Origin of the sequence: Streptomyces sp. NPDC048604 (assembly GCF_043199435.1) — a bacterium.
Classification (GTDB): Bacteria; Actinomycetota; Actinomycetes; order Streptomycetales; family Streptomycetaceae; genus Streptomyces.
Genome location: NZ_JBICVX010000005.1, coordinates 297,882 through 319,653 on the forward strand (window position 1 = coordinate 297,882; position 21,772 = coordinate 319,653).

Below are 21,772 nucleotides of genomic sequence, written 5' to 3' on the forward strand. Positions count from 1 at the left end.
GTCCGGCGCACACCCCAGAGCAGGCCCCGCCCCTTCCGGGCGGGGCCTTCGCCGTACCCGCGGCGAACCGGCACCACCCACACCCCCTTCCACGGGCACACCCAAGGAGCACTGCATGGCAGGCAACAACTCGTCCGAGATCCGCGTCGCCGGAACCGGCCGTGTCCTGGTCGCGCCGGTCGGCGCGACCCTCCCGACGACCTTCTCCTCCACCCCCGCCACCGACTGGGCGGGCTGGACGGACCTCGGCTACACCTCCTCGGACGGCGTCACCTTCGCCAAGAAGGACAAGCTCGACCCGGTCGAGACCTGGCAGTCCATCAGCCCGGCGCGGTTCGTCTACGCCGACCGCGACCTCACGCTGAAGTTCTCGATGCTGCAGTTCAACGAGGAGACGCTGCCGTTCTTCATCGGCGGCAGCAAGACGGACATCACCTCCGACACCGTCGCCAATCCCGGCGTGTACAAGTTCGACGTCCCGGACGGCCCGAGCTTCGACGAGCGCGCGCTCGGCCTGGAGTTCAAGGACGGCAAGGACGTCGTGTACCGCTTCGTCATCCCGCGCGGCCAGGTCACGGCCACCGACGACCTGAAGCTGGCCCGCAAGTCCGCGGCGATGCTCGGCGTCACCTTCACCGCCCTGTCCGGCGGTGACGGCAAGCCGCTGGCCACCTTCGTGATGAAGGACCCGGCCTACGCCGCGTGACGCCCCCGGGCGGGGCCGGCGCACGCCCGGCCGGCCCCGCCCGGGCCTCCCCCCTTCCCCGCGTTCCCCGCGACACCCACAGAAGACGGAGTACATGCATGGCTGCCTTCGACGTGAACGCCGCCCGCGCCCAGCGCATGGAGGCGCTCGGCCGCACCTGGTCCTTCGAGCTCGACGGTGACACCTTCGAGCTGCCCACCGAGCTGACCCGCGCCACCGCCACGGCGCTGCGCCGGCTCGACGACAACGACGTGGACGGTCTGCTGAGCCTGCTGATGGGCGGGGAGCAGTTCGCCCGCTTCGAGCGGCACGACGTCACGATGCAGGACATCGCCGCGATCCTGGAGGCGTACGGCAAGGAGACCGGGCTCGGCCTGGGGGAAGGCTGAGCCTCGACGCGTTCGTAGCCGAACACGCCGAGGCTCTGGAAGCCGACCTGCTCCGGCACTACGGCGTGGACCTGCTGGACTGGCACCGCGGCCGGCTCTCCTCGCGCCGGCTCGCGGTGCTGGTCAAGCACATGCCGCGGGACAGCGCGATCGCCCGGCAGCAGGACGCCGAGACGGCGGAGTGGTCGGTCACCGACTATCTGCTGGCCGCCGCGGTCGACCATCTGGCGGCGGCGAACTGGATGTTCGCCAGCGTCCACACCGACGAGGACGACGAACCCCCGGAGCAGCCCGCCCCGGTACCGCGCCCGGGCGACCGGGAAGCGCCCGGCGCCGGAGAGCCGTCCGAGGACCCGGAGCCGGCCCTGCCGGACACGGCCGAACTCGGCCGCTTCTTCTCCTGACGGCCCGCGTCCGGCGCACACCCCACCCAGCCCACAGCCCAGGAGACCCGGATGGCCAAGAACGCCCCTCCGCCCCCCGGACCGCCCGGCCCCCCGCCCCCGAAGACGCGGAGCCTCGTCCAGCTCGACACCGCGGTCCAGCAGCTCGAGGACGCCGCGAAGAGCACGAACAAGTCGTCCACCAGCGACACCTCCAGGACCGTCAACCGGCTCTCGGAGACCGTCAACCAGATCAGCAGGACGCAGAACGACCAGAGCTTCACGGTCAACCGGTACAGCAAGACCGTCAACGACGTGAGCGTGACGGTGAACAACCTGAGCGGCACCGTCTCGAAGCTCAGTGGCACCGCCGCCTGGGCGTCGGGCACCGCGACCGCGCTCACCGCGAGCCTCGCGGCCCTGACCATCGGCATCTCGCTGTTCAAGGTCGACGAGAAGGGCATCACGATCCTCGGCGCCACCCGCGAGTTCAAGTGGACCAAGAAGCTGATCGACAAGCTCCAGAAGAAGATCGAGAACAGCGAGCAGAAGGCGGAGCGCGCGGCGAAGGAGGCGGCGAAGCAAGAACTCGCCGCCGTCAAGGCGGACGTCGAGAAGATCAAGAACGCTCTCAGGACCGTGGGCCAGACCGCCCGGCCGCAGACCCCGCACGCGCGCGGCCTCGACAGCACCCACGGCAACGGCCCCACGGTCAGGGGCGTGGCCGCCGACGTCCGCGTCCTGCGCAGCGCCGTCAACGAGCTCGCCACCGCCTTCGCCTAGCCGCCCCGCCCGCCCCCCGTCCAAGGAGTCGCCATGTCGCTCGCCTCGGCAGCCGCACGTGCCTCTGGCTCGCTGAAACAGTTCAAGGCCCAGGCGGACGCCTCGGCCCGCGCGGCCCAGGGCATCGGGAACGGAGCCCGCAGCGGGCAGAGCGGACTGACCCAGCTCCGGTCCGCCGCCCAGGGGTCCACCCGTGAACTGAACAACCTCAAGACCGCCGCCGACCGCGCGGACAAGTCGCTCGCCAAGGCCGGCCGGACCGGCGCGTCCGGCGGCACGCAGATCGGCCGGTTCAAGCAGGGCGCGGACAACGCGTCCAAGGGAATGAACGGCCTCAACAAGTCCATGAAGGGCAACTTCATCGCCCGGCTCATGGAACTGTTCATGCCGCTCATCGAGAAGGTGGTCGAGATGGCCACCCGCTCCAAGACCATGCAGAAGGTCCTCAAGACCGCCTTCGACGCCGTCAAGGCGGTCATCAGCAGCGTCATGAAGGCCGTCGGGCCGATCATGAAGGCGGCCGGGGACCTGATCAAGAAGGTCTGGGACGGCATCAAGAAAGCCGTCTCCGTCGTCGTCCAGGCCGTCGCCAAGGTGATCACGACCTACTTCAACGCCTGGAAGAAGGTCATCACCACGGTGATGAACGCGATCAAGTCGGTGATCTCCGGCGTCTGGAACGGCGTCAAACGGATCATCACCCCGGTCGTCGACTGGATCCGGAACGTCGTCCCGCGCGCCTTCAGCGCCGTCAAGGACAAGCTGTCCAGCATCTGGGGCGGTCTCAAGGACATCGCCTCGCGCGCCTTCGACTCCGTCAAGAGCGCGGTGAAGGGCCCGATCAACGCCGTCATCGGAATGATCAACTCGGCGATCGGCAAGCTCAACGGCATCCGGGTGTCCATCCCCGGCTGGGTCCCGCTCGTCGGCGGGAAGTCCTTCGGGGTCAGCCTGCCGCGCATCCCGCTGCTCGCCCAGGGCGGTCTCGTCGCGCCCCGCGCCGGCGGCGTGCCGGCGATCATCGCGGAGGCCGGCGAGGCCGAGGCCGTACTGCCGCTGTCCAAGCTGAACCGTCTGCTGCGGCACACCGCGATGCGCGCGCGGGCGCAGACCGCCGCCACGGCCGCCGCCCCCGCCGGCGCGGCCTTCCACATCGAGCACTACTACGCCGCCCCGTCCGGCGACGCACGGGACACGGCGCGGGCGCTGATGTTCCTGGCGAAGGCCCGCGGATGAGCACCGCCGCGATCGGGGCGACGCTCGACCCGCTCGCCGGACTCGCCCAAGCCCTGCGGGACTTCCGCGGCACCGCCGGCCAGGTCGGCCGCGCGCTGCGGTCCGTGGGCGGCGGGGTGAAGCAGGCGGCCGGCGCCGTCGGGCGCGTCAAGGCCGGCGCGGGCGGCGCCGCTCCGGCGGTGCGCCAGGCCAAGGAGCGCGCCTCGGCCGCCGACCGCTCGCTCGCCAAGGCCGGGCGGGACGCCGGTACGGCCGCGGGCGGGCTGCGCACCGGTGCCGCCCGGACCCGTACGTCCGGCCGGGCGCTCGGCGAACTGGTCTCGTTCGCGGGCGAGTTCGTCTCCGTGACCGACCTGCTCGGCAAGGCCGGCCTCGGCGTCGCCGCGCTCCTCGGCCCGCTCGGCGGCGCGCTCACCGTGGCGGCCGGGGCGATGACCGCGGTGAACGTCGCCATGCGGGCCAACCCGCTGGGCTTCGTCCTCGGACTGCTGGTGCCGGTCATCGGGTACCTGCTGGAGCCGGCGCTCAACTCCGAGACCGGGCAGCGGATCATGAAGCAGGTCTTCGATCAGGTCCTCAAGGTGTTCGTGACCATCGGGAAGTTCCTCGGCCCGGTCGTCCGGGCGTACGGAAGCGTGGTCTCGGCGTCCTTCCAGGCCGTCCTGACCGTCGTCACCGGCGTGGTCAGGGGCATCGGCGCCGTAGTGGACCGGGGCTTCCCCGCCGTCCGCGACGGCGTCACCGCGCCGGGCCGCGCGCTCGGCGGGATCGTCCGGCGCAGCTGGGACGGGCTGAGAAACGCGGTGAAACCGGTGCTCGACTGGCTCACCCGCCGGATCCCCGAGGGCTTCACCCGGGTCAGGAACGCCACCGGCGACACCCTGCGCGGCATGGGCGAGTTCGTCCGGACCGGGCTGCAGGCCGTCGTCGGCGTGATGAAGGCCCCGCTCGAAGGGCTGATCGCCTTCGCCAACTGGGTCATCGACGGTCTCAACAGCCTCAGCTTCAGCTTCTTCGGCAAGAAGTTCGGGGTGAACATCCCGAAGATCCCCATGCTCGCGGAGGGCGGCGTCGTCACGCCGTCCGGCACCCGCCCCGGCGCGATCGTCCCGCTCGGCAGCGTCCCGGAGCTGCGCGCCGCCGAGCCGGGCCGGCACACCCGGCCCGCCCCGCGCCGGATCGTCGTGGACACCTTCCGCGAACGCCCGGGCAGCACCGCGCACGGCGTCGCCGAGGACCTGCTGTTCCTCGCCCGCGCCTCATGACAGGAGGTGACGGCATGACAGGAGGTGACGGCCCATGGCCGAGACCCTGACCCCCGACCGGAACGACGCCTCCCCCGGCTCGCTGATCGACCGCGACGGCCAGATCCAGTGGGCCGGACTGCTGCTCGGCCCCGGCACCCCGTACGCGATCGACCGCCAGGGCCTGACCGGCTGGGAGGACCTGCCCGAGGCCGACTCCACCGACGCCGACCGGCCCACCGGCCACGGCGCCTGGACCGGCGCCCAGTACGCCCGGCCCCGCCGCGTCGCCGGCACGCTGTGGCTGCTGCCCGGCCCCGGCGCGGACCCGCTGGACACCCTGCGCACCCTGCGGCGCGCCCTCGCCCTGCAGGACCGGGAGCAGTGGCTCGCGGTCCGGATGCACGGCGAGACCCTGCTGGTCCGCGCCCGCGTCGTCCAGCGGGTGATCCCCGCGGACCGCCAGCTGCTCACCGGCGGACCGGTGCGCGCGGCGGTGCAGTGGCTGGCCGCCGACCCGCGCCGGTACGAGTCGGCCGAGCAGTCCGCGCGGACCGGCCCGCCGCAGCCGGAGACCGGCCTCGTCTGGCCGCTGACCTGGCCGCTGGACTGGGGGCAGCCGGCCGTGACCGGCGACGTGCCGGCGGACAACGACGGCTCCGCGCCCACCCAGCCGTTGATCGTCTTCCACGGCCCCTGCGGCAACCCGACCGTGACCGAACGATCCACCGGACGGCGGCTGCGCTATCTGATCGACCTCGGCCCGGACGACGAACTCGTCGTCGACACCGCCGCCGGCACCGTCACCCTCAACGGCACCGCCTCGCGCCGCCACACCGCGGCGCCCGACAGCAGCCCCGAGGAACTGTTCGCCTTCGCCCCCGGCCGCTCCGAACTGGCGTTCCGACCGGACCGGTCCGGACCGGGCGCGACGGTGACGGCCCGCTGGCGCAGCGCCGAATGGTGACCCGACCGCCCACACCACGAAGGGGTACGACCATGAATCCACGCCGCGGCCGGCCCGCCCCGGCCGGGCTGCTGTGAGGCGGCCATGACCATCACCGACCTCGCTTCCTCCCCCGGCTCACTGATCGACCGCGACGGCCAGATCCAGTGGGCCGGACTGCTGCTCGGCCCCGGCACCCCGTACGAGATCGACCGCCAGGGCGTCACCGGCTGGGCCGATCTGCCCGGCCTGGACTCCGCCGACGCCGCCCGGCCCACCGGCCACGGCGCCTGGCCCGGCGCCCGCTGGGCCCAGCCCCGTACCGTCACCGCCGGCGTCTGGCTGCTGCCGGGCGCCGGCCCCGCGGCGGCCGGCGAACTGCTCGACGCCTTCGTGCGCGCCACGCACGCCGAGGACGCCGAACAGTGGCTCGCGGTCCGGATGCACGGACGCACCACCGCCGTACGCGCCCGGATCACCCAGCGCGCGCTGCCCACCGACCGCGGCTTCGTCACCGGCGGCGCCGCCCGGGCCACCGTCCAGTGGACGGCCACCGACCCGCACCGCTACGCGCTGCGCGAGGAACTGCTGTCGCTGTCGCTGCCGCAGTACGGCAGCGGGCTGCGCTACCCGCTGGACTATCCGCTCGACTACGGCGCCCCCGCCGCCACCGGCTCCGGCGTCGCCGTCAACGGCGGCAGCGCCGCCACCTCCCCGCGTGTGGTGTTCACCGGACCGGTGACCCGCCCCCGGCTGGTCAACCACACGACCGGCCGCGCCCTGGAGTACAACCTCGCGCTCGCGGCCGGCGACCGGCTCGTCGTCGACACCGTCGAGGGCACCGTCCTCCTGGACGACCGCGCCTCGCGCCTCTACACCGCCCTGCCCGGCAGCAGCCCCGAGCAGTCGTTCGTCCTGCTGCCCGGCGAGAACCGGATCGACTTCCGCGCCCCCGAAGGCACTTCGGCGGCCTCCGCACAGCTGAGCTGGCGCTCGGCGCACCTCTGAGGAGTACAGACCATGACCGTACGTGTGGGTCGGCTCACCGACGGAATGACCCCGGAGGACCACCGCCTCGCCGCCTCGGCGGGCATGGCCCCGGCCGGTCCGCTCACCACCCGCGGCGGCTGCATACCCGGCGGCCTCGGGCTCACCGGGACCTCCGCGATGCAGGCCACGCTGTACCCGGGCCGGCTGTGGATCCAGGGCGCGAACGCCGCCACCCAGGGCGGCTACGCCGTCACCCTCGACGCCGACGTGCAGCTGACGTTCGCCCCGGGCGACGCCACGCACAGCCGGATCGACGCGGTCGTGGTGCGCGTCCGCGACCACGTCCACGACGGCTCCCAGCTCTACCGCGGCGAGGTCGAGATCATCGTCGGCGCGCCCTCCGCCACCCCGCAGGCGCCGCTGTCCCCCGCCAACAGCGAGAAGCTGTACGAGGTGACCGTCCCGGCCGGCGCGAGCGCCGGCGCCGGCGGCCTCGACTGGGGCGCCGCCGTCGCCGACCGCCGCCGCTACACCGCGGCCCTCGGCGGCATCGTCCCGCCCGGCTGGGCGACCGGCTTCGACGGCGGCCACGTCGGCCAGTACCGGGACGCGAACGGCGTCCTGGAGCGCTGGAGCGGCACCGAATGGGAGCCGATCCTGCGGCTCGGCAACAACGGCCAGCTCCAGCTCGGCGACGCCCGCCTGTACCGCGACGGCACGAAGAACCTCGCCACCGACGGCATCCTGCGCATCTACCGCGGCCCGGGCGACAACGCGCTGTCCGTGCGCCAGCCCGGCGAGACCAACTCCCGGATGTTCGTCAACGGCGACGGCGGCATCTACTGGGGCCCGGGAGGCACGTCCATCACCGACACCAACCTGTACCGCTACGGCCCGAACCAGCTGAAGACCGACGACGACCTGCTGATCCGCACCCACAAGGCGCACTACGGCGAGAGCGGCACCGTCCCGCTGACGTTCACCAGCTCCACCAGCTTCACCTGGACGTTCAACTTCGCCACGCCCTTCGCCGCCGCGCCCCGGGTCTTCGCCAACATCAACTCCGGCATCGCCGCCACCGCGAGCTGGAACGTCCGGGTCATCAACATCACCGCCACCGGCTGCACCCTCTTCGGCTTCGGCCCGTCCGCGACCTGGTCCAGCGTCCCGGTCGCCTGGGCCGCGTTCGCCGCCTGAAAGGAGTCCTCATGACCGTCCGCAGCGCATGGCTGCTTCCCACCGGACAGACCCGCGAGGACACCCGGCTGGCCGGCTCGACCCTCCTCACCCCCAACGGCGAGCTGACCGCGCGTCAGGGCGTCGTGCCCGGCGGGCTCCAGCTCACCGGCGTCTCGGCGATGCGGTGCACCGTCGGCGCCGGCCGGGCCGTCGTCCAGGGCAGCGCCCAGCAGGGCCCGTACCTGGTGGCCGTGTCCGAACCCGAGACCCTGACGATCGAGGACGGCGACCCCGCGTACGCCCGCATCGACCGGATCGTCCTGGACGTCGAGGACCACGCCCACGACGGCAGCGGGGCTACCCGCGCCCTGGTGCGGATCATCAAGGGCCAGGCCTCGGCCACCCCCCAGGAACCGGCCCTGCCCGCCTCCGCGCTCCCGCTCTACAACGTCTCCGTACGCGCCGGCGCCTCCGCCGGCAACGGCGGCATCGACTGGGCCACCGCCGTCGGCAACAAGCGGTACGCCACCGCCGCGCTCGGCGGCATCGTGCCGTCCGGCGGCTTCGACGGCCTCTACACCGGCCAGTACCGGGACAACGGCAGCCGGCTGGAACGCTGGAACGGCACCGCCTGGACCGAGTACCCGCCCGTTCCGGTCTGGCGCGGGTACACCCCGGTGTGGACCACGTCCAGCGGCGCCAACACCCCGTCGTACGGCAACGCGCTCGTCGAGGCCAAGTACGTGCAGCACGGCCCCACCGTGCACCTCAACTTCCGGATCCACTTCGGTGCCACGACCGCGTTCGGGGGCGGCGGCACCGGCGACAACTGGCGCTTCTCGCTGCCCGTCCAGGCCGCCGGCCTGACCCACGGCATCGGCTTCGCCGAACTCGGCGGCACCACCAACTCCCGCCTCGCGGCCCGGATCCGCATCACCACCCCCTCCCATTTCGAACTGGAGATCAGCTCCGGCCGGGTGGACGCGACGGCGGTCGGCAACACCGGCCTGGTCGACTCGCTGAGCCCGTACACCTGGGCATCCGGGTACTACCTCGTCGGCTCCGCCACGTACGAGGCCGCGGCATGAGCGGCGCCGCCAGCCCGTACCGGGTGCTCTTCTGCGATCTGCGCACCGACCGGCCCATCGACGTGCTCCCGCTGCGGGACGTCTCCCTCGACGACTACATCGGCCGCCCCGGCTCCCTGACCGGCAGCATCCCGGTCCCCGACGCGGCGCTCGCCGAGCGCGTCCGCCGCATCGAGGACGGGCGCACCGCGGTCTACCTGGAGCGCGGCGGCGACCTGTGGTGGGGCGGCATCCTGTGGACCTCCACACTGCAGGCCGACGACAAAGGCGTGCTCACGCTCGCCCTGCAGGCGGCGACGTTCGACTCGTACGCGGCCCGCCGGCGCATCCGCAAGGACCTGTACTACGCCGCCCAGGACCAGCTGGACATCGCCCGCAAGCTCTGGGACCACATCCAGGGGACCCCGGGCGGCGACATCGGCGTCACCACCGGCACGGAGACCTCGGGCATCCTGCGCGACACCTCGTGGCGGGACGGCGACGAGACCGCGGTCGACGAGGCGTTCCGTCAACTGGCCGAGGTGGAGGGCGGCTTCGAGTACCACATCGCCGTCTACCGCGACCCGGTCGGCGGGCAGCGGGTGAAGCGGCTGCGGCTCGGCCATCCGAAGCTGCTCACCGGCAGCACCGACCTCGTACTGGACCGCCCCGGCGCGGTGCTCAGCTACGCCTTCCCGCGGGACGCCACCCGCGGCGGCACCACCGCCCGGGCCCGCGGGGCCAGCGCCAACAGCGACCAGAGCCAGGAGAGCCGGCCGGCGATCTCCGCCGAGCACGTCGCCCAGGACCTGATCGACGGCGGCTTCCCGCGGATCGACCTGGCCTCCGACCACTCCTCGGTGAGCTCCGTGGCGACCCTGAACGCCCTGGCCGCCGCCCAGCTCGCCGAGTCCCGCGGCGCGGTGGTCATCCCCGAGGTGACCGTCCGGCTCGACGACCGGGCCCCCGTCCCGCCGATGCTGCTCGGCCGGACGGTACGCCTGCGGATCACCGACGAGTGGCATCCGCAGGGCCTCGACGCCCGGTACCGGGTGATCGGGGTCAAGGTCGCGCCGCCGCAGCGCGGCCGCCCGGAGACCGCCGAACTCTTCCTGGAGGCGCACTGATGCCGGCCCTGCCCGAGGACCTCCTGGACCTCATCCGCGAACTGCAGCGCCGGGTGCACCGGCTGTCCACCGCCGCCGTCACCCGGCCCGCGCTGAACACCATCTCCGGCGGCGACGTCACCATCACCGGCGGCGGCCGGCTCATGGTGAAGGACAAGGCCGGCAACTCCCTGCTGCACATCGGCGGGATCAGCGCGCACGCCGACGGCACCCCGCAGCAGGGCGTGCTGATGCGGCGCGAGGACGGCAGCCTGGCGTTCGGGATCTACGGACCGGACACCCAGTTCCTGTCGGTCTGGGACCGCTTCGGCAGCATCGTCGTCGCCGACGACACCCAGACCGGCGGCCTGGCCCGCCCGTACGTCCCGATCCCGATGTATCCGTCCCCCACTCCCGTCACCTCGGCGTCGTGGACCCGGGTGCTCCAGGGCGGCATGTACCTGCAGCACCCGCGGCTCGCCGTCGGCGTGTGGGTCCAGGCCGACACCGGTACGACGGTGGAGGCGCGGGTCCGCTACCTGGCCGCCGACGGCAGCACGGTGCAGCTCGGCGGCGACGTCAGCGCCACCGGCCAGTCGTTCACCGAGGCGCTCGTCGCCCCGCACGGGCAGCCCACCTTCAGCTGGAGCAACCTCTTCGTCGAGGGCCGCCGGGTCAGCGGCACCGGCGCCGCGGCGGTCGGGGTGCTCTTCGCCGAGGGCCGCCAGTCCTGAGAGAGGAGTCGAGTTGTCCCAGGCCGACGACGTGATCCGCCCGCCGGGCGGCGAGCTGCTGCTCCCGCCCGCCCCGCCCCCCTACCCCGCCCCCGCCGACGAACCGCCCCCGGAGCAACACCCCCCGGGCGAACCGCCCCCGTCCCCCGTGCCCCCGCCCGCCCCGGACGGGGACCCGCCGCAGGAATCCACCTCCGAATCCACACCGGCCGCGACCAGCGACTGACCACCGGCCGACCCCCGCACCACGACCGAAGCCCCGTGCCGCCTCCCCGCGGCGCGGGGCTTCGTGTCTTCCCGGAAGGAGCCCCCATGGCCACTCCTCTCACCCCGGACCGGCTCCTCGCCGCGCTCCGTGCCGAGGGCGTCAGGGTCGTCGAGCACGACGGCTGGCGCACCCACCACCGCAACCACGCCGGCGCCTGGGGCCCGGTGAGCGGCGTGATGATCCACCACACCGTCTCCAGCGGCACCGCCTCCTCCGTCGAGCTCTGCTACCGCGGCTACGCCGGCCTGCCCGGCCCGCTCTGCCACGGCGTCATCGCCAAGGACGGCACCGTCCACCTCGTCGGCGGCGGCCGCGCCAACCACGCCGGCGGCGGCGACCCCTCCGTCCTGCGGGCCGTGGTCAGCGAGACGTACGCCGACCGGCCGCCCGCCCCGCGCGAGCACCAGGGCAGCCCGGGCGCCGTCGACGGCAACGCCCGCTTCTACGGCTTCGAATGCGTCAACCTCGGCGACGGCGCCGACCCCTGGCCCGCCGCCCAGCTCGACGCCATCGAACGGGCGTCGGCCGCGCTCTGCCGCGCCCACGGCTGGGGCGCCCGGTCGGTCATCGGCCACCTGGAGTGGTCCGACTGGAAGAGCGACCCGCGCGGCTTCGCCATGCCGGGCCTGCGCGACCGCGTCGACAAGCGGCTCGGCGCCGCCGCCGACCCGCGTCCCCCGGCCCCACAGCAGCCCGCGCCCCCGCGGTACCACCCGTTCCCCGGCGCCTCGTTCTTCCGCGGCAGCCCCAGCTCGCCGGTCGTCACGGCCATGGGCCGCCGGCTGATCGCCGAGGGCTGCGGCCGCTACCGCGTCGGCCCGGGCCCCCGCTGGACCGAGGCCGACCGGGCCTCGTACGCGGCCTGGCAGCACAAGCTCGGCTTCCGCGGCTCCGACGCCGACGGCTGGCCGGGCGCCGCCTCCTGGAACGCGCTCAAGGTCCCGTACACGAAGTGAGATGAGGAGCCCCCCATGTCCGACGCCGCCAGGCGCACCGCCCGCACCGTCCTCCAGTCCGCCGCCGGCATCGCCGTCCTGCTCCCCGCGCTCGTCGAGGCCTCGGGCCTGCCGGCGACCCTCCCCTGGGTCGCCGGGGCGCTCGCCGTCGCCGGTGCGCTGACCCGGGTGATGGCCGTCCCGGGCGTCCAGACCCTGCTGCCGTCCTGGCTGCGGAGCACCCCGGGAGACGCCGGTGACCGAGGCTGATCCGAACGACCCCGTCGCCGTCGCCGTCGAACTGGAACGGCTCCGCGGCACCCTGGAGGCCGGCTTCGCCCGGGTGGACGGCTCCCTCGCGCTGCTGGTCCAGCGCAGCGACCAGACCGACAAGCAGCTCGCCGACATGGAGAGCCGCCTCGACGCCCTGGAGCGGGGCCGCTGGCCGCTGGCCTCGGTCGCCGCGCTGACGGCGTGCGGCGGGGTGCTGCTGGCGGTCTGGGAGCTGGCCACCCGCTGACCCGGCCGGTGCGCACAACGCCGCAGGGCGGCCACCCCGAGTGGGGTGACCGCCCTGCGGTTCTGACGTACGCCTTACTGGTTGTACGGACCGTAGTCGTAGTCCTCCAGCGGAACGGCCTGGCCGGAGCCGGTGCCGAACGGCGAGTAGTCGATGTCGTCGTAGCCGACGGCCGAGTACATCGCGGCCTTGGCCTCCTCGGTCGGCTCGACCCGGATGTTGCGGTAGCGGGACAGACCCGTACCGGCCGGGATGAGCTTACCGATGATGACGTTCTCCTTGAGGCCGATGAGGCTGTCGGACTTGGCGTTGATCGCCGCATCCGTCAGGACTCGGGTCGTCTCCTGGAAGGAGGCGGCCGACAGCCAGGACTCCGTCGCCAGCGAGGCCTTGGTGATACCCATCAGCTGCGGACGGCCGGAGGCGGGGTGACCGCCCTCGGTGACCACACGACGGTTCTCGGTCTCGAACTTCGAGCGCTCGACGAGCTCGCCCGGCAGCAGCTCCGCGTCGCCGGACTCGATGATCGTCACGCGGCGCAGCATCTGCCGGATGATGATCTCGATGTGCTTGTCGTGGATCGACACGCCCTGCGAGTTGTAGACCTTCTGGACCTCGCCGACCAGGTGGACCTGGACGGCGCGCTGGCCGAGGATGCGCAGCACGTCGTGCGGGTTGGTGGCACCCACGGTGAGCTTCTGGCCCACCTCGACGTGGTCGCCCTCGCCCACCAGCAGACGGGCACGCTTCGAGATCGGGAACGCCGTCTCGTCGCTGCCGTCGTCCGGGGTGACGACGATCTTCTTGGTCTTCTCGGTCTCCTCGATGCGGACGCGGCCGGCCGCCTCCGAGATCGGGGCGACACCCTTGGGCTGACGGGCCTCGAAGAGCTCGACGACACGCGGCAGACCCTGGGTGATGTCGTCACCGGCCACACCACCGGTGTGGAAGGTACGCATCGTCAGCTGGGTACCGGGCTCACCGATGGACTGGGCGGCGATGATGCCGACCGCCTCACCGATGTCGACCAGCTTGCCGGTGGCCAGCGAGCGGCCGTAGCAGAACGCACAGGTGCCGACGGCGGACTCACAGGTCAGGACCGAACGGGTCTTGACCTCCTCGACGCCCGCGCCCACGAGGGCGTCGATGAGCACGTCACCGAGGTCCACGTTGGCCGGCGCGATGACCTTGCCGTCCACGACGACGTCCTCGGCCAGCATCCGCGCGTACACGGACGTCTCGACGTCGTCCGCCTTGCGGAGCACACCCAGCTCGTCCTTGGCCGCGATCCGCAGCTTCAGACCGCGCTCGGTGCCGCAGTCCTCCTCGCGGATGATCACGTCCTGCGAGACGTCCACCAGACGACGGGTCAGGTAACCCGAGTCGGCGGTACGCAGGGCGGTGTCGGCGAGACCCTTACGGGCACCGTGCGTCGAGATGAAGTACTCGAGCACGGACAGGCCCTCGCGGAAGGACGCCTTGATGGGACGCGGGATCGTCTCGTTCTTGGCGTTCGACACCAGACCACGCATACCGGCGATCTGCCGCATCTGCATCATGTTTCCTCGGGCACCCGAGTCAACCATCATGAAGATGGGGTTCGTCTTGGGGAAGTTCTCGTTCATCGCCTCGGCGACCTCGTTGGTCGCGTTGGTCCAGATGCCGATGAGCTCCTGCGTGCGCTCGTCCTTGGTGATCAGACCGCGCTCGTACTGCTTCTGGACCTTCTCGTCCGCGGCCTCCCAGCGGGCGACGATCTCCTTCTTCGCCTCGGGGACGACAACGTCGGAGATGGCCACGGTGACGCCGGAACGGGTCGCCCAGTAGAAGCCGGACGCCTTCAGGTTGTCGAGCGTCGCCGCCACGATGACCTTGGGGTACCGCTCGGCGAGGTCGTTGACGATCTCGGAGAGCTGCTTCTTGCCGACGGAGTAGTCGACGAACGGGTAGTCCTCGGGCAGCAGCTCGTTGAAGAGCGCACGGCCCAGCGTGGTCTTCAGACGGAAGCTGTCACCCTGCTGCCACTCCGGCTCACCCTCCTCGGCGACCGGGGGAACCCAGCCGCGCGGCGGAACGGTGCCGATCGGGAAGCGGATGTCGATCTCCGACTGCAGCGCGAGCTCGCCGGCGTCGAAGGCCATGATCGCCTCGGCCGTGGAGCCGAACGCGCGGCCCTCGCCCTTGACGTCCCGCAGCTCGCCGTCGGTGGTGAGGAAGAACAGACCGAGGACCATGTCCTGGGTCGGCATCGTCACCGGACGGCCGTCGGCCGGCTTGAGGATGTTGTTCGAGGACAGCATCAGGATGCGGGCCTCGGCCTGCGCCTCCGCGGAGAGCGGCAGGTGCACGGCCATCTGGTCACCGTCGAAGTCCGCGTTGAACGCGGTGCAGACGAGCGGGTGGATCTGGATGGCCTTGCCCTCGACCAGCTGCGGCTCGAAGGCCTGGATGCCGAGGCGGTGCAGCGTGGGCGCACGGTTCAGCAGAACCGGGTGCTCGGCGATGACCTCTTCGAGGACGTCGTACACGACCGTGCGGCCGCGCTCGACCATCCGCTTGGCGCTCTTGATGTTCTGCGCGTGGTTCAGGTCGACCAGGCGCTTCATCACGAACGGCTTGAAGAGCTCCAGCGCCATGGCCTTCGGCAGACCGCACTGGTGCAGCTTCAGCTGCGGACCGACGACGATGACGGAACGCGCGGAGTAGTCCACACGCTTGCCGAGCAGGTTCTGACGGAATCGACCCTGCTTGCCCTTCAGCATGTCGCTGAGGGACTTCAGCGGACGGTTGCCGGGGCCCGTGACCGGGCGACCGCGACGGCCGTTGTCGAAGAGGGCGTCGACCGCCTCCTGGAGCATCCGCTTCTCGTTGTTCACGATGATCTCGGGGGCACCGAGGTCGAGCAGACGCTTCAGACGGTTGTTGCGGTTGATCACACGGCGGTACAGGTCGTTCAGGTCGGAGGTCGCGAAGCGGCCACCGTCCAGCTGCACCATCGGACGCAGGTCCGGCGGGATCACCGGCACGCAGTCGAGAACCATGCCCTTGGGGCTGTTCGCGGTCTGCAGGAACGCGGAGACGACCTTGAGGCGCTTGAGCGCACGGGTCTTCTTCTGGCCCTTGCCGGTACGGATGATCTCGCGGAGGCGCTCGGCCTCCTCCTCCAGGTCGAAGGACTCCAGGCGCTTCTGCAGCGCCGCCGCGCCCATCGAGCCGTCGAAGTACGTGCCGAAGCGGTCACGCAGCTCGCGGTAGAGGAGCTCGTCGCCCTCCAGGTCCTGGACCTTGAGGTTCTTGAAGCGGGTCCAGACCTCGTCGAGACGGTCGATCTCGCGCTGCGCGCGGTCGCGCAGCTGCTTCATCTCACGCTCGGCGCCCTCGCGCACCTTGCGGCGCACGTCGGCCTTGGCGCCCTCGGCCTCGAGCTCGGCCAGGTCGGTCTCGAGCTTCTTGGCGCGGGCCTCCAGGTCGGAGTCGCGACGGTTCTCGATCTGCTGACGCTCGACGGAGACGTGCGCCTCCAGCGAGGGCAGGTCACGCGTACGACGCTCGTCATCGACGAACGTGATCATGTACGCGGCGAAGTAGATGACCTTCTCGAGGTCCTTCGGCGCCAGGTCGAGCAGGTATCCGAGGCGCGACGGGACGCCCTTGAAGTACCAGATGTGGGTGACGGGAGCGGCGAGCTCAATGTGGCCCATCCGCTCACGGCGCACCTTGGCGCGGGTGACCTCGACGCCACACCGCTCACAGATGATGCCCTTGAAGCGGACGCGCTTGTACTTGCCGCAGTAGCACTCCCAGTCCCGGGTAGGGCCGAAGATCTTCTCGCAGAAGAGGCCGTCCTTCTCGGGCTTCAGGGTGCGGTAGTTGATGGTCTCCGGCTTCTTGACCTCGCCGTGGCTCCACTGGCGGATGTCGTCAGCGGTGGCCAGACCGATCCGGAGCTCGTCGAAGAAGTTGACGTCGAGCACTATGCGTCAATCCCTCTCAGGGTTGTAAGTCTTGGGGTCTGAAACGGGGGTCCTGGGGCCGGCGGGGGACTCAGCGGAATGCACCGAGTCCCCGCACCGGACTCCCGTCAGACCTCTTCGACGCTGCTCGGCTCGCGCCGGGACAGGTCGATACCGAGCTCCTCCGCAGCGCGGAAGACGTCCTCGTCGGTGTCGCGCATCTCGATGGACATGCCGTCCGAGGACAGCACCTCCACGTTGAGGCACAGGGACTGCATCTCCTTGATGAGCACCTTGAAGGACTCGGGGATGCCGGGCTCAGGGATGTTCTCGCCCTTGACGATGGCCTCGTAGACCTTCACGCGGCCGGTGACGTCGTCGGACTTGATCGTCAGCAGCTCCTGGAGGGCGTACGCGGCGCCATAAGCCTCCAGCGCCCACACCTCCATCTCACCGAAGCGCTGACCACCGAACTGGGCCTTACCACCCAGCGGCTGCTGGGTGATCATCGAGTACGGACCGGTCGACCGGGCGTGCAGCTTGTCGTCGACCAGGTGGTGGAGCTTGAGGATGTACATGTACCCGACCGAGATCGGGTCCGGGAACGGCTCGCCGGAGCGGCCGTCGAACAGTCGCGCCTTGCCGGTCGGGAGCACCATGCGCTCGCCGTCGCGGTTCGGGATGGTGTGCTGGAGCAGACCCGCGAGCTCGTCCTCACGCGCACCGTCGAACACCGGGGTGGCGACGTTGGTGCCGGGGGCGACCTGGTCGGCGCCGATCGCCTGGAGGCGCTGCGCCCACTCGTCCGCGAGGCCGGAGACGTCCCAGCCGCGGCTGGCGAGCCAGCCGAGGTGGATCTCCAGGACCTGTCCCGGGTTCATTCGGGACGGGACACCCAGCGGGTTGAGGATGATGTCGACCGGGGTGCCGTCCTCCAGGAACGGCATGTCCTCGATCGGCAGGATCTTGGAGATGACGCCCTTGTTGCCGTGACGGCCGGCGAGCTTGTCACCATCGGTGATCTTGCGCTTCTGGGCCACGTAGACGCGGACCAGCTGGTTGACGCCCGGAGGAAGCTCGTCGCCCTCCTCGCGGTCGAAGACCCGGACGCCGATGATCTTGCCGGTCTCGCCGTGCGGGACCTTCAGCGAGGTGTCACGGACCTCACGCGCCTTCTCACCGAAGATCGCACGGAGCAGGCGCTCCTCCGGAGTCAGCTCGGTCTCACCCTTGGGCGTGACCTTGCCGACCAGGATGTCGCCGGCGACGACCTCGGCGCCGATGCGGATGATGCCGCGCTCGTCGAGGTCGGCGAGGACCTCCTCGGAGACGTTCGGGATGTCCCGGGTGATCTCCTCGGGGCCGAGCTTGGTGTCACGGGCGTCGACCTCGTGCTCCTCGATGTGGATCGAGGAGAGGACGTCGTCCTGCACGAGGCGCTGCGACAGGATGATCGCGTCCTCGTAGTTGTGACCCTCCCACGGCATGAACGCCACGAGCAGGTTCTTGCCCAGCGCCATCTCGCCGTCTTCGGTCGCGGGACCGTCGGCGAGAACCTGGCCCTCGATCACCCGGTCGCCCTCGTCGACGACGACCTTCTGGTTGACCGAGGTGCCCTGGTTGGAGCGGGAGAACTTGTGCAGGCGGTACGTGTTGTACGTGCCGTCGTCGTTGGCGACCGTGACGTAGTCCGCGGACAGCTCCTGGACCACACCGGCCTTCTCGGCCTTGAGCACGTCGCCGGCGTCGGTGGCGCAGCGGTACTCCATGCCGGTGCCGACGAGCGGGGCCTCCGACTTGATCAGCGGAACGGCCTGACGCATCATGTTCGCGCCCATGAGGGCACGGTTGGCGTCGTCGTGCTCGAGGAACGGGATCATGGCGGTCGCGACCGACACCATCTGGCGCGGCGAGACGTCCATGTAGTCCACGTCGGCCGGGAGGACGTAGTCGACCTCGCCCCCACGACGGCGGACCAGCACACGTGCCTCGGTGAACTGCAGGTCGTCGTTGAGCGCGGCGTTGGCCTGCGCGATGACGAAGCGGTCCTCCTCGTCGGCGGTGATGTAGTCGACCTCGTCGGTGACCTGGCCGTCGACGACCTTGCGGTACGGCGTCTCGATGAAGCCGAACGCGTTGACGCGGCCGTACGAGGCGAGCGAACCGATCAGACCGATGTTCGGGCCTTCGGGGGTCTCGATCGGGCACATGCGTCCGTAGTGGGACGGGTGCACGTCTCGGACCTCGAAGCCGGCCCGCTCACGGGACAGACCACCCGGGCCGAGCGCGGACAGACGACGCTTGTGCGTCAGCCCGGACAGCGGGTTGTTCTGGTCCATGAACTGCGACAGCTGGCTGGTGCCGAAGAACTCCTTGATGGAGGCGACGACCGGCCGGATGTTGATCAGGGTCTGCGGCGTGATCGCCTCGACGTCCTGGGTGGTCATGCGCTCACGCACGACGCGCTCCATACGGGCCAGACCCGTACGGACCTGGTTCTGGATGAGCTCGCCGACGTTGCGCAGACGACGGTTGCCGAAGTGGTCGATGTCGTCGGTCTCGACGACGATCTCCCGGCCCGACTCGCCGATCGTCTCGGTCTCGCCGGCGTGCAGCTTCACCAGGTACTTGATGGTGGCGATGACGTCGTCGGTGGTGAGGACGCCCGCGTCCAGCGGCTCGTCGGCGCCGAGCTTCTTGTTGACCTTGTAGCGGCCGACCTTGGCCAGGTCGTAGCGCTTCGGGTTGAAGTACAGGTTCTCGAGCAGCGTCTGCGCGGCCTCGCGCGTCGGGGGCTCGCCCGGACGCAGCTTGCGGTAGATGTCGAGCAGCGCGTCGTCCTGGCCCTGGGTGTGGTCCTTCTCCAGGGTGGCGCGCATGGACTCGTACTCGCCGAACTCCTGCAGGATCTGCTCGGTGGTCCAGCCGAGCGCCTTGAGGAGGACGGTCACGGACTGCTTGCGCTTGCGGTCGATACGCACGCCGACCATGTCGCGCTTGTCGATCTCCATCTCCAGCCAGGCACCCCGGGACGGGATGATCTTGGCGGAGAAGATGTCCTTGTCGGACGTCTTGTCGATGGAGGAGTCGAAGTACACGCCCGGCGAGCGGACGAGCTGCGAGACGACGACACGCTCGGTGCCGTTGATGACGAACGTGCCCTTGTTGGTCATGAGCGGGAAGTCGCCCATGAAGACCGTCTGGGACTTGATCTCGCCGGTCTCGTTGTTGGTGAACTCGGCCGTGACGAAGAGCGGGGCGCCGTAGGTGAAGTCCCGGTCCTTGCACTCGTCGATCGAGTTCTTCGGCGGCTCGAAGCGGTGGTCGCGGAAGGTCAGCGACATCGACCCGGAGAAGTCCTCGATCGGGGAGATCTCCTCGAAGATCTCCTCCAGACCCGACTTCGTGGGGACGTCCTGTCCCGACTCAAGGGCCTCCTCGACGCGAGCCTTCCACGCCGCGTTGCCGAGCAGCCAGTCAAAGCTCTCGGTCTGCAGCGCGAGCAGGTTCGGAACCTCGAGGGGCTCCTTGATCTTTGCAAAGGAGATGCGCAGCGGGGCGGTGCTGGCACCGGTGTTCATATTGGTCGAGGCGTTGCGCGAGGCGGCCAAGAGGGGGTCCTTCCGAGGGCTCGGACTCACTGCGCGCGTACCGGTCCCAAGCAATGATCAGAGACAGAAACCCCAGGTCAGGGCTGTTCCGGCCAGTGATTCTCTTGCGAGGTCATGCCCCTGGTGACGGGCAGGGGGCAGCTAACAGGCAGCGCAAAGGGACAGTGTAGCCACTTGGCCCACTGATGTCCAGGGCGGGTAATTCACGACCCTCGTTGTTCTCAACTCCGCGGTACCTCGCGCCGTGCGGCGCACCTCGATACTGCCCACTCGGTCGTCGATCCATGCCTCGGATACGGATCGTGTGACGACGCGTCCTGAGAATTGCGCGCGGCGTGCGGTTCGTCAAGGCCCCCGGCCTGCGGGGCGCACGGCGAAGATCACCATACTCTGCCCCGGACCTGGTACAAGACCACCGCCACGCGCCCTCCAGGGAACGCCGAAAGGCGACCACCCGCATGGGTGATCGCCCTTCAGTGCTCCCGCGTTACACGCGGGCAGGAGTCAGCTCAGTGACCCGCAGAGGTGTTACTTGACCTCGACGGCCGCACCGGCGCCCTTGAGGGCCTCGGCAGCCTTCTCGGCGGCGTCCTTGGCGACCTTCTCGAGGACCGGCTTCGGGGCGCCGTCCACGAGGTCCTTGGCCTCCTTCAGACCCAGGGAGGTCAGCTCACGCACGACCTTGATGACCTGGATCTTCTTGTCGCCGGCGCCGGTGAGGATGACGTCGAACTCGTCCTTCTCCTCGACGGCCTCGACCGGGGCGCCCGGGACGCCCGGACCGGCAACGGCGACGGCCGCGGCGGCGGTGACGTCGAACTTCTCCTCGAAGGCCTTCACGAACTCGGAGAGCTCGATGAGGGTCATCTCCTCGAACTGGGCGAGGAGGTCGTCCTGAGAGAGCTTCGCCATGATGGGCGATCCTTCCACTAATTCGGCAGGTGCCGGTTGTATAGAGAGGCGGGCGTATCGGCCCGCTACGACCCGCGCGCTAGGCGGCGCGGATCAATGCGCGAGCCGAGTTACTCGGCACCGCCCTGCTCGGCCTGCTTGGCGCGCAGCGCGTCCACGGTGCGGACGAGCTTCGACGGCAGCGCCTGGAAGAGCTGAGCAGCCTGGGACTGCTTGCCCTTGAAGGCACCGGCCAGCTTGCTGAGCAGAACCTCGCGGGACTCGAGGTCCGCAAGCTTCTTGATGTCGTCGGCGGAGAGAGCCTTACCGTCAAGGACACCGGCCTTGATGATGAGGTTCGGGTTCTCCTTGGCGAAGTCACGCAGAGCCTTCGCCGACTCCACCGGGTCACCGGTGACGAAGGCGACCGCGGTCGGACCAGCGAAGTGCTCGTCCAGTGCGGTGATCCCGGCCTCGTTGGCCGCGATCTTGGTCAGCGTGTTCTTCACCACGGCGTACTGGGCGTTCTCACCGAGAGAGCGACGCAGCGTCTTGAGCTGCGCGACGGTGAGACCCCGGTACTCGGTCAGCACGGCGGCGTTGGAGCTCTGGAACGCGTCCTTGAGCTCGGCCACCGATGCAGCCTTGTTGGGCGTCGGCATAGTGCTTCGGCCTCCTTCCGGGTGATGAGGACCGCTCAGAAGGGGCTGAACAAAGCAAAACGCCCCGGGCGCAGGCGCACGGGGCTCAGCTCGACCGAATCATACGATCCGGGAACTCTTCCACGATCACCTGCGCGGGTCGTTCGCATCAGTCAGCGAATCCTTCGGC

General features: G+C 70.5%; 20 protein-coding genes. 16 read left to right on the forward strand and 4 right to left on the reverse strand.

Annotated elements, in window-relative coordinates:
• Window positions 1–115 precede the first annotated feature (115 nt).
• The 16 genes from ACGFMM_RS13165 (at window position 116) to ACGFMM_RS13240 (ending at window position 12,486) form a co-directional block, all read left to right on the forward strand.
• The gene (locus ACGFMM_RS13165) at window positions 116–706 is read left to right on the forward strand and encodes a phage tail protein (protein WP_393645977.1); all 591 of its coding nucleotides are present in this window, start codon (window positions 116–118) and stop codon (window positions 704–706) included.
• Between the two features lie 98 nt (window positions 707–804).
• Window positions 805–1,095: a hypothetical protein gene (locus ACGFMM_RS13170; RefSeq protein WP_393645978.1), complete on the forward strand. Its 291-nt coding sequence runs from the start codon at window positions 805–807 to the stop codon at window positions 1,093–1,095.
• A gap of 65 nt (window positions 1,096–1,160) precedes the next feature.
• The gene (locus tag ACGFMM_RS13175) at window positions 1,161–1,499 is read left to right on the forward strand and encodes a hypothetical protein (RefSeq protein WP_393645979.1); all 339 of its coding nucleotides are present in this window, start codon (window positions 1,161–1,163) and stop codon (window positions 1,497–1,499) included.
• Between the two features lie 51 nt (window positions 1,500–1,550).
• On the forward strand, window positions 1,551–2,261 hold the full coding sequence (locus ACGFMM_RS13180) for a hypothetical protein (protein ID WP_393645981.1): 711 nt from the start codon (window positions 1,551–1,553) through the stop codon (window positions 2,259–2,261).
• 33 nt (window positions 2,262–2,294) lie between these two features.
• Window positions 2,295–3,497, forward strand: coding sequence for a phage tail protein (locus ACGFMM_RS13185; protein ID WP_393645983.1), 1,203 nt, complete (start codon window positions 2,295–2,297; stop codon window positions 3,495–3,497).
• On the forward strand, window positions 3,494–4,762 hold the full coding sequence (locus ACGFMM_RS13190; protein ID WP_393645985.1) for a tape-measure protein: 1,269 nt from the start codon (window positions 3,494–3,496) through the stop codon (window positions 4,760–4,762). The genes ACGFMM_RS13185 and ACGFMM_RS13190 overlap by 4 nt, the downstream gene beginning before the upstream one ends.
• 34 nt (window positions 4,763–4,796) lie before the next feature.
• Window positions 4,797–5,708, forward strand: a complete 912-nt coding sequence (locus ACGFMM_RS13195) for a phage distal tail protein (RefSeq protein ID WP_393645987.1) — start codon at window positions 4,797–4,799, stop codon at window positions 5,706–5,708.
• A gap of 84 nt (window positions 5,709–5,792) precedes the next feature.
• On the forward strand, window positions 5,793–6,695 hold the full coding sequence (locus ACGFMM_RS13200; protein WP_393645989.1) for a phage distal tail protein: 903 nt from the start codon (window positions 5,793–5,795) through the stop codon (window positions 6,693–6,695).
• Between the two features lie 12 nt (window positions 6,696–6,707).
• Window positions 6,708–7,874, forward strand: a complete 1,167-nt coding sequence (locus ACGFMM_RS13205) for an H-type lectin domain-containing protein (protein WP_393645991.1) — start codon at window positions 6,708–6,710, stop codon at window positions 7,872–7,874.
• Window positions 7,875–7,885: 11 nt separating this feature from the next.
• On the forward strand, window positions 7,886–8,944 hold the full coding sequence (locus ACGFMM_RS13210) for a hypothetical protein (protein ID WP_393645993.1): 1,059 nt from the start codon (window positions 7,886–7,888) through the stop codon (window positions 8,942–8,944).
• Window positions 8,941–10,050, forward strand: a complete 1,110-nt coding sequence (locus ACGFMM_RS13215; RefSeq protein ID WP_393645995.1) for a hypothetical protein — start codon at window positions 8,941–8,943, stop codon at window positions 10,048–10,050. Before ACGFMM_RS13210 ends, ACGFMM_RS13215 begins: the two co-directional genes overlap by 4 nt.
• Window positions 10,050–10,763: a hypothetical protein gene (locus ACGFMM_RS13220; RefSeq protein ID WP_393645997.1), complete on the forward strand. Its 714-nt coding sequence runs from the start codon at window positions 10,050–10,052 to the stop codon at window positions 10,761–10,763. Before ACGFMM_RS13215 ends, ACGFMM_RS13220 begins: the two co-directional genes overlap by 1 nt.
• Window positions 10,764–10,776: 13 nt before the next feature.
• Window positions 10,777–10,989, forward strand: coding sequence for a hypothetical protein (locus ACGFMM_RS13225; protein WP_393645999.1), 213 nt, complete (start codon window positions 10,777–10,779; stop codon window positions 10,987–10,989).
• Window positions 10,990–11,075: 86 nt separating this feature from the next.
• Complete coding sequence (locus tag ACGFMM_RS13230) at window positions 11,076–11,987, forward strand: peptidoglycan-binding protein (protein ID WP_393646001.1); 912 nt, start codon at window positions 11,076–11,078, stop codon at window positions 11,985–11,987.
• Window positions 11,988–12,002: 15 nt separating this feature from the next.
• Window positions 12,003–12,236 (forward strand): hypothetical protein, encoded by a 234-nt coding sequence (locus ACGFMM_RS13235; protein WP_393646003.1) that lies wholly within the window; start codon window positions 12,003–12,005, stop codon window positions 12,234–12,236.
• Window positions 12,223–12,486, forward strand: a complete 264-nt coding sequence (locus ACGFMM_RS13240) for a hypothetical protein (protein ID WP_393646005.1) — start codon at window positions 12,223–12,225, stop codon at window positions 12,484–12,486. Before ACGFMM_RS13235 ends, ACGFMM_RS13240 begins: the two co-directional genes overlap by 14 nt.
• A gap of 74 nt (window positions 12,487–12,560) precedes the next feature.
• Here the strand turns inward: ACGFMM_RS13240 and ACGFMM_RS13245 are convergent, their stop codons facing one another.
• The 4 genes from ACGFMM_RS13245 to rplJ form a co-directional block, all read right to left on the reverse strand.
• Window positions 12,561–16,460: a DNA-directed RNA polymerase subunit beta' gene (locus tag ACGFMM_RS13245; RefSeq protein ID WP_393646007.1), complete on the reverse strand. Its 3,900-nt coding sequence runs from the start codon at window positions 16,458–16,460 to the stop codon at window positions 12,561–12,563.
• A 107-nt stretch (window positions 16,461–16,567) separates the two neighbouring features.
• Entirely contained in the window at window positions 16,568–20,050 is a 3,483-nt protein-coding gene (gene rpoB, locus ACGFMM_RS13250; protein WP_393646008.1) for a DNA-directed RNA polymerase subunit beta, read from the reverse strand.
• 528 nt (window positions 20,051–20,578) lie between these two features.
• Window positions 20,579–20,962 carry a 50S ribosomal protein L7/L12 gene (gene rplL / locus ACGFMM_RS13255; protein ID WP_393646010.1) on the reverse strand — a complete coding sequence of 128 codons (384 nt, stop codon included), beginning with the start codon at window positions 20,960–20,962 and terminating at the stop codon, window positions 20,579–20,581.
• A gap of 110 nt (window positions 20,963–21,072) precedes the next feature.
• On the reverse strand, window positions 21,073–21,603 hold the full coding sequence (gene rplJ / locus ACGFMM_RS13260; protein WP_030757401.1) for a 50S ribosomal protein L10: 531 nt from the start codon (window positions 21,601–21,603) through the stop codon (window positions 21,073–21,075).
• Window positions 21,604–21,772 lie beyond the last annotated feature (169 nt).

What these genes read in the sequence shown, in the direction of transcription:
- ACGFMM_RS13235 (WP_393646003.1), top strand. Translation starts at nt 12,003, where the DNA reads ATGTCCGACGCCGCCAGGCGCACCGCCCGCACCGTCCTCCAGTCCGCC.
- ACGFMM_RS13205 (WP_393645991.1), top strand. Translation starts at nt 6,708, where the DNA reads ATGACCGTACGTGTGGGTCGGCTCACCGACGGAATGACCCCGGAGGAC.
- ACGFMM_RS13185 (WP_393645983.1), top strand. Translation starts at nt 2,295, where the DNA reads ATGTCGCTCGCCTCGGCAGCCGCACGTGCCTCTGGCTCGCTGAAACAG.
- ACGFMM_RS13215 (WP_393645995.1), top strand. Translation starts at nt 8,941, where the DNA reads ATGAGCGGCGCCGCCAGCCCGTACCGGGTGCTCTTCTGCGATCTGCGC.
- ACGFMM_RS13190 (WP_393645985.1), top strand. Translation starts at nt 3,494, where the DNA reads ATGAGCACCGCCGCGATCGGGGCGACGCTCGACCCGCTCGCCGGACTC.
- ACGFMM_RS13165 (WP_393645977.1), top strand. Translation starts at nt 116, where the DNA reads ATGGCAGGCAACAACTCGTCCGAGATCCGCGTCGCCGGAACCGGCCGT.
- ACGFMM_RS13180 (WP_393645981.1), top strand. Translation starts at nt 1,551, where the DNA reads ATGGCCAAGAACGCCCCTCCGCCCCCCGGACCGCCCGGCCCCCCGCCC.
- rplL (WP_393646010.1), bottom strand. Translation starts at nt 20,962, where the DNA reads ATGGCGAAGCTCTCTCAGGACGACCTCCTCGCCCAGTTCGAGGAGATG.
- ACGFMM_RS13220 (WP_393645997.1), top strand. Translation starts at nt 10,050, where the DNA reads ATGCCGGCCCTGCCCGAGGACCTCCTGGACCTCATCCGCGAACTGCAG.
- rplJ (WP_030757401.1), bottom strand. Translation starts at nt 21,603, where the DNA reads ATGCCGACGCCCAACAAGGCTGCATCGGTGGCCGAGCTCAAGGACGCG.
- ACGFMM_RS13195 (WP_393645987.1), top strand. Translation starts at nt 4,797, where the DNA reads ATGGCCGAGACCCTGACCCCCGACCGGAACGACGCCTCCCCCGGCTCG.
- ACGFMM_RS13200 (WP_393645989.1), top strand. Translation starts at nt 5,793, where the DNA reads ATGACCATCACCGACCTCGCTTCCTCCCCCGGCTCACTGATCGACCGC.
- ACGFMM_RS13230 (WP_393646001.1), top strand. Translation starts at nt 11,076, where the DNA reads ATGGCCACTCCTCTCACCCCGGACCGGCTCCTCGCCGCGCTCCGTGCC.
- ACGFMM_RS13210 (WP_393645993.1), top strand. Translation starts at nt 7,886, where the DNA reads ATGACCGTCCGCAGCGCATGGCTGCTTCCCACCGGACAGACCCGCGAG.
- ACGFMM_RS13170 (WP_393645978.1), top strand. Translation starts at nt 805, where the DNA reads ATGGCTGCCTTCGACGTGAACGCCGCCCGCGCCCAGCGCATGGAGGCG.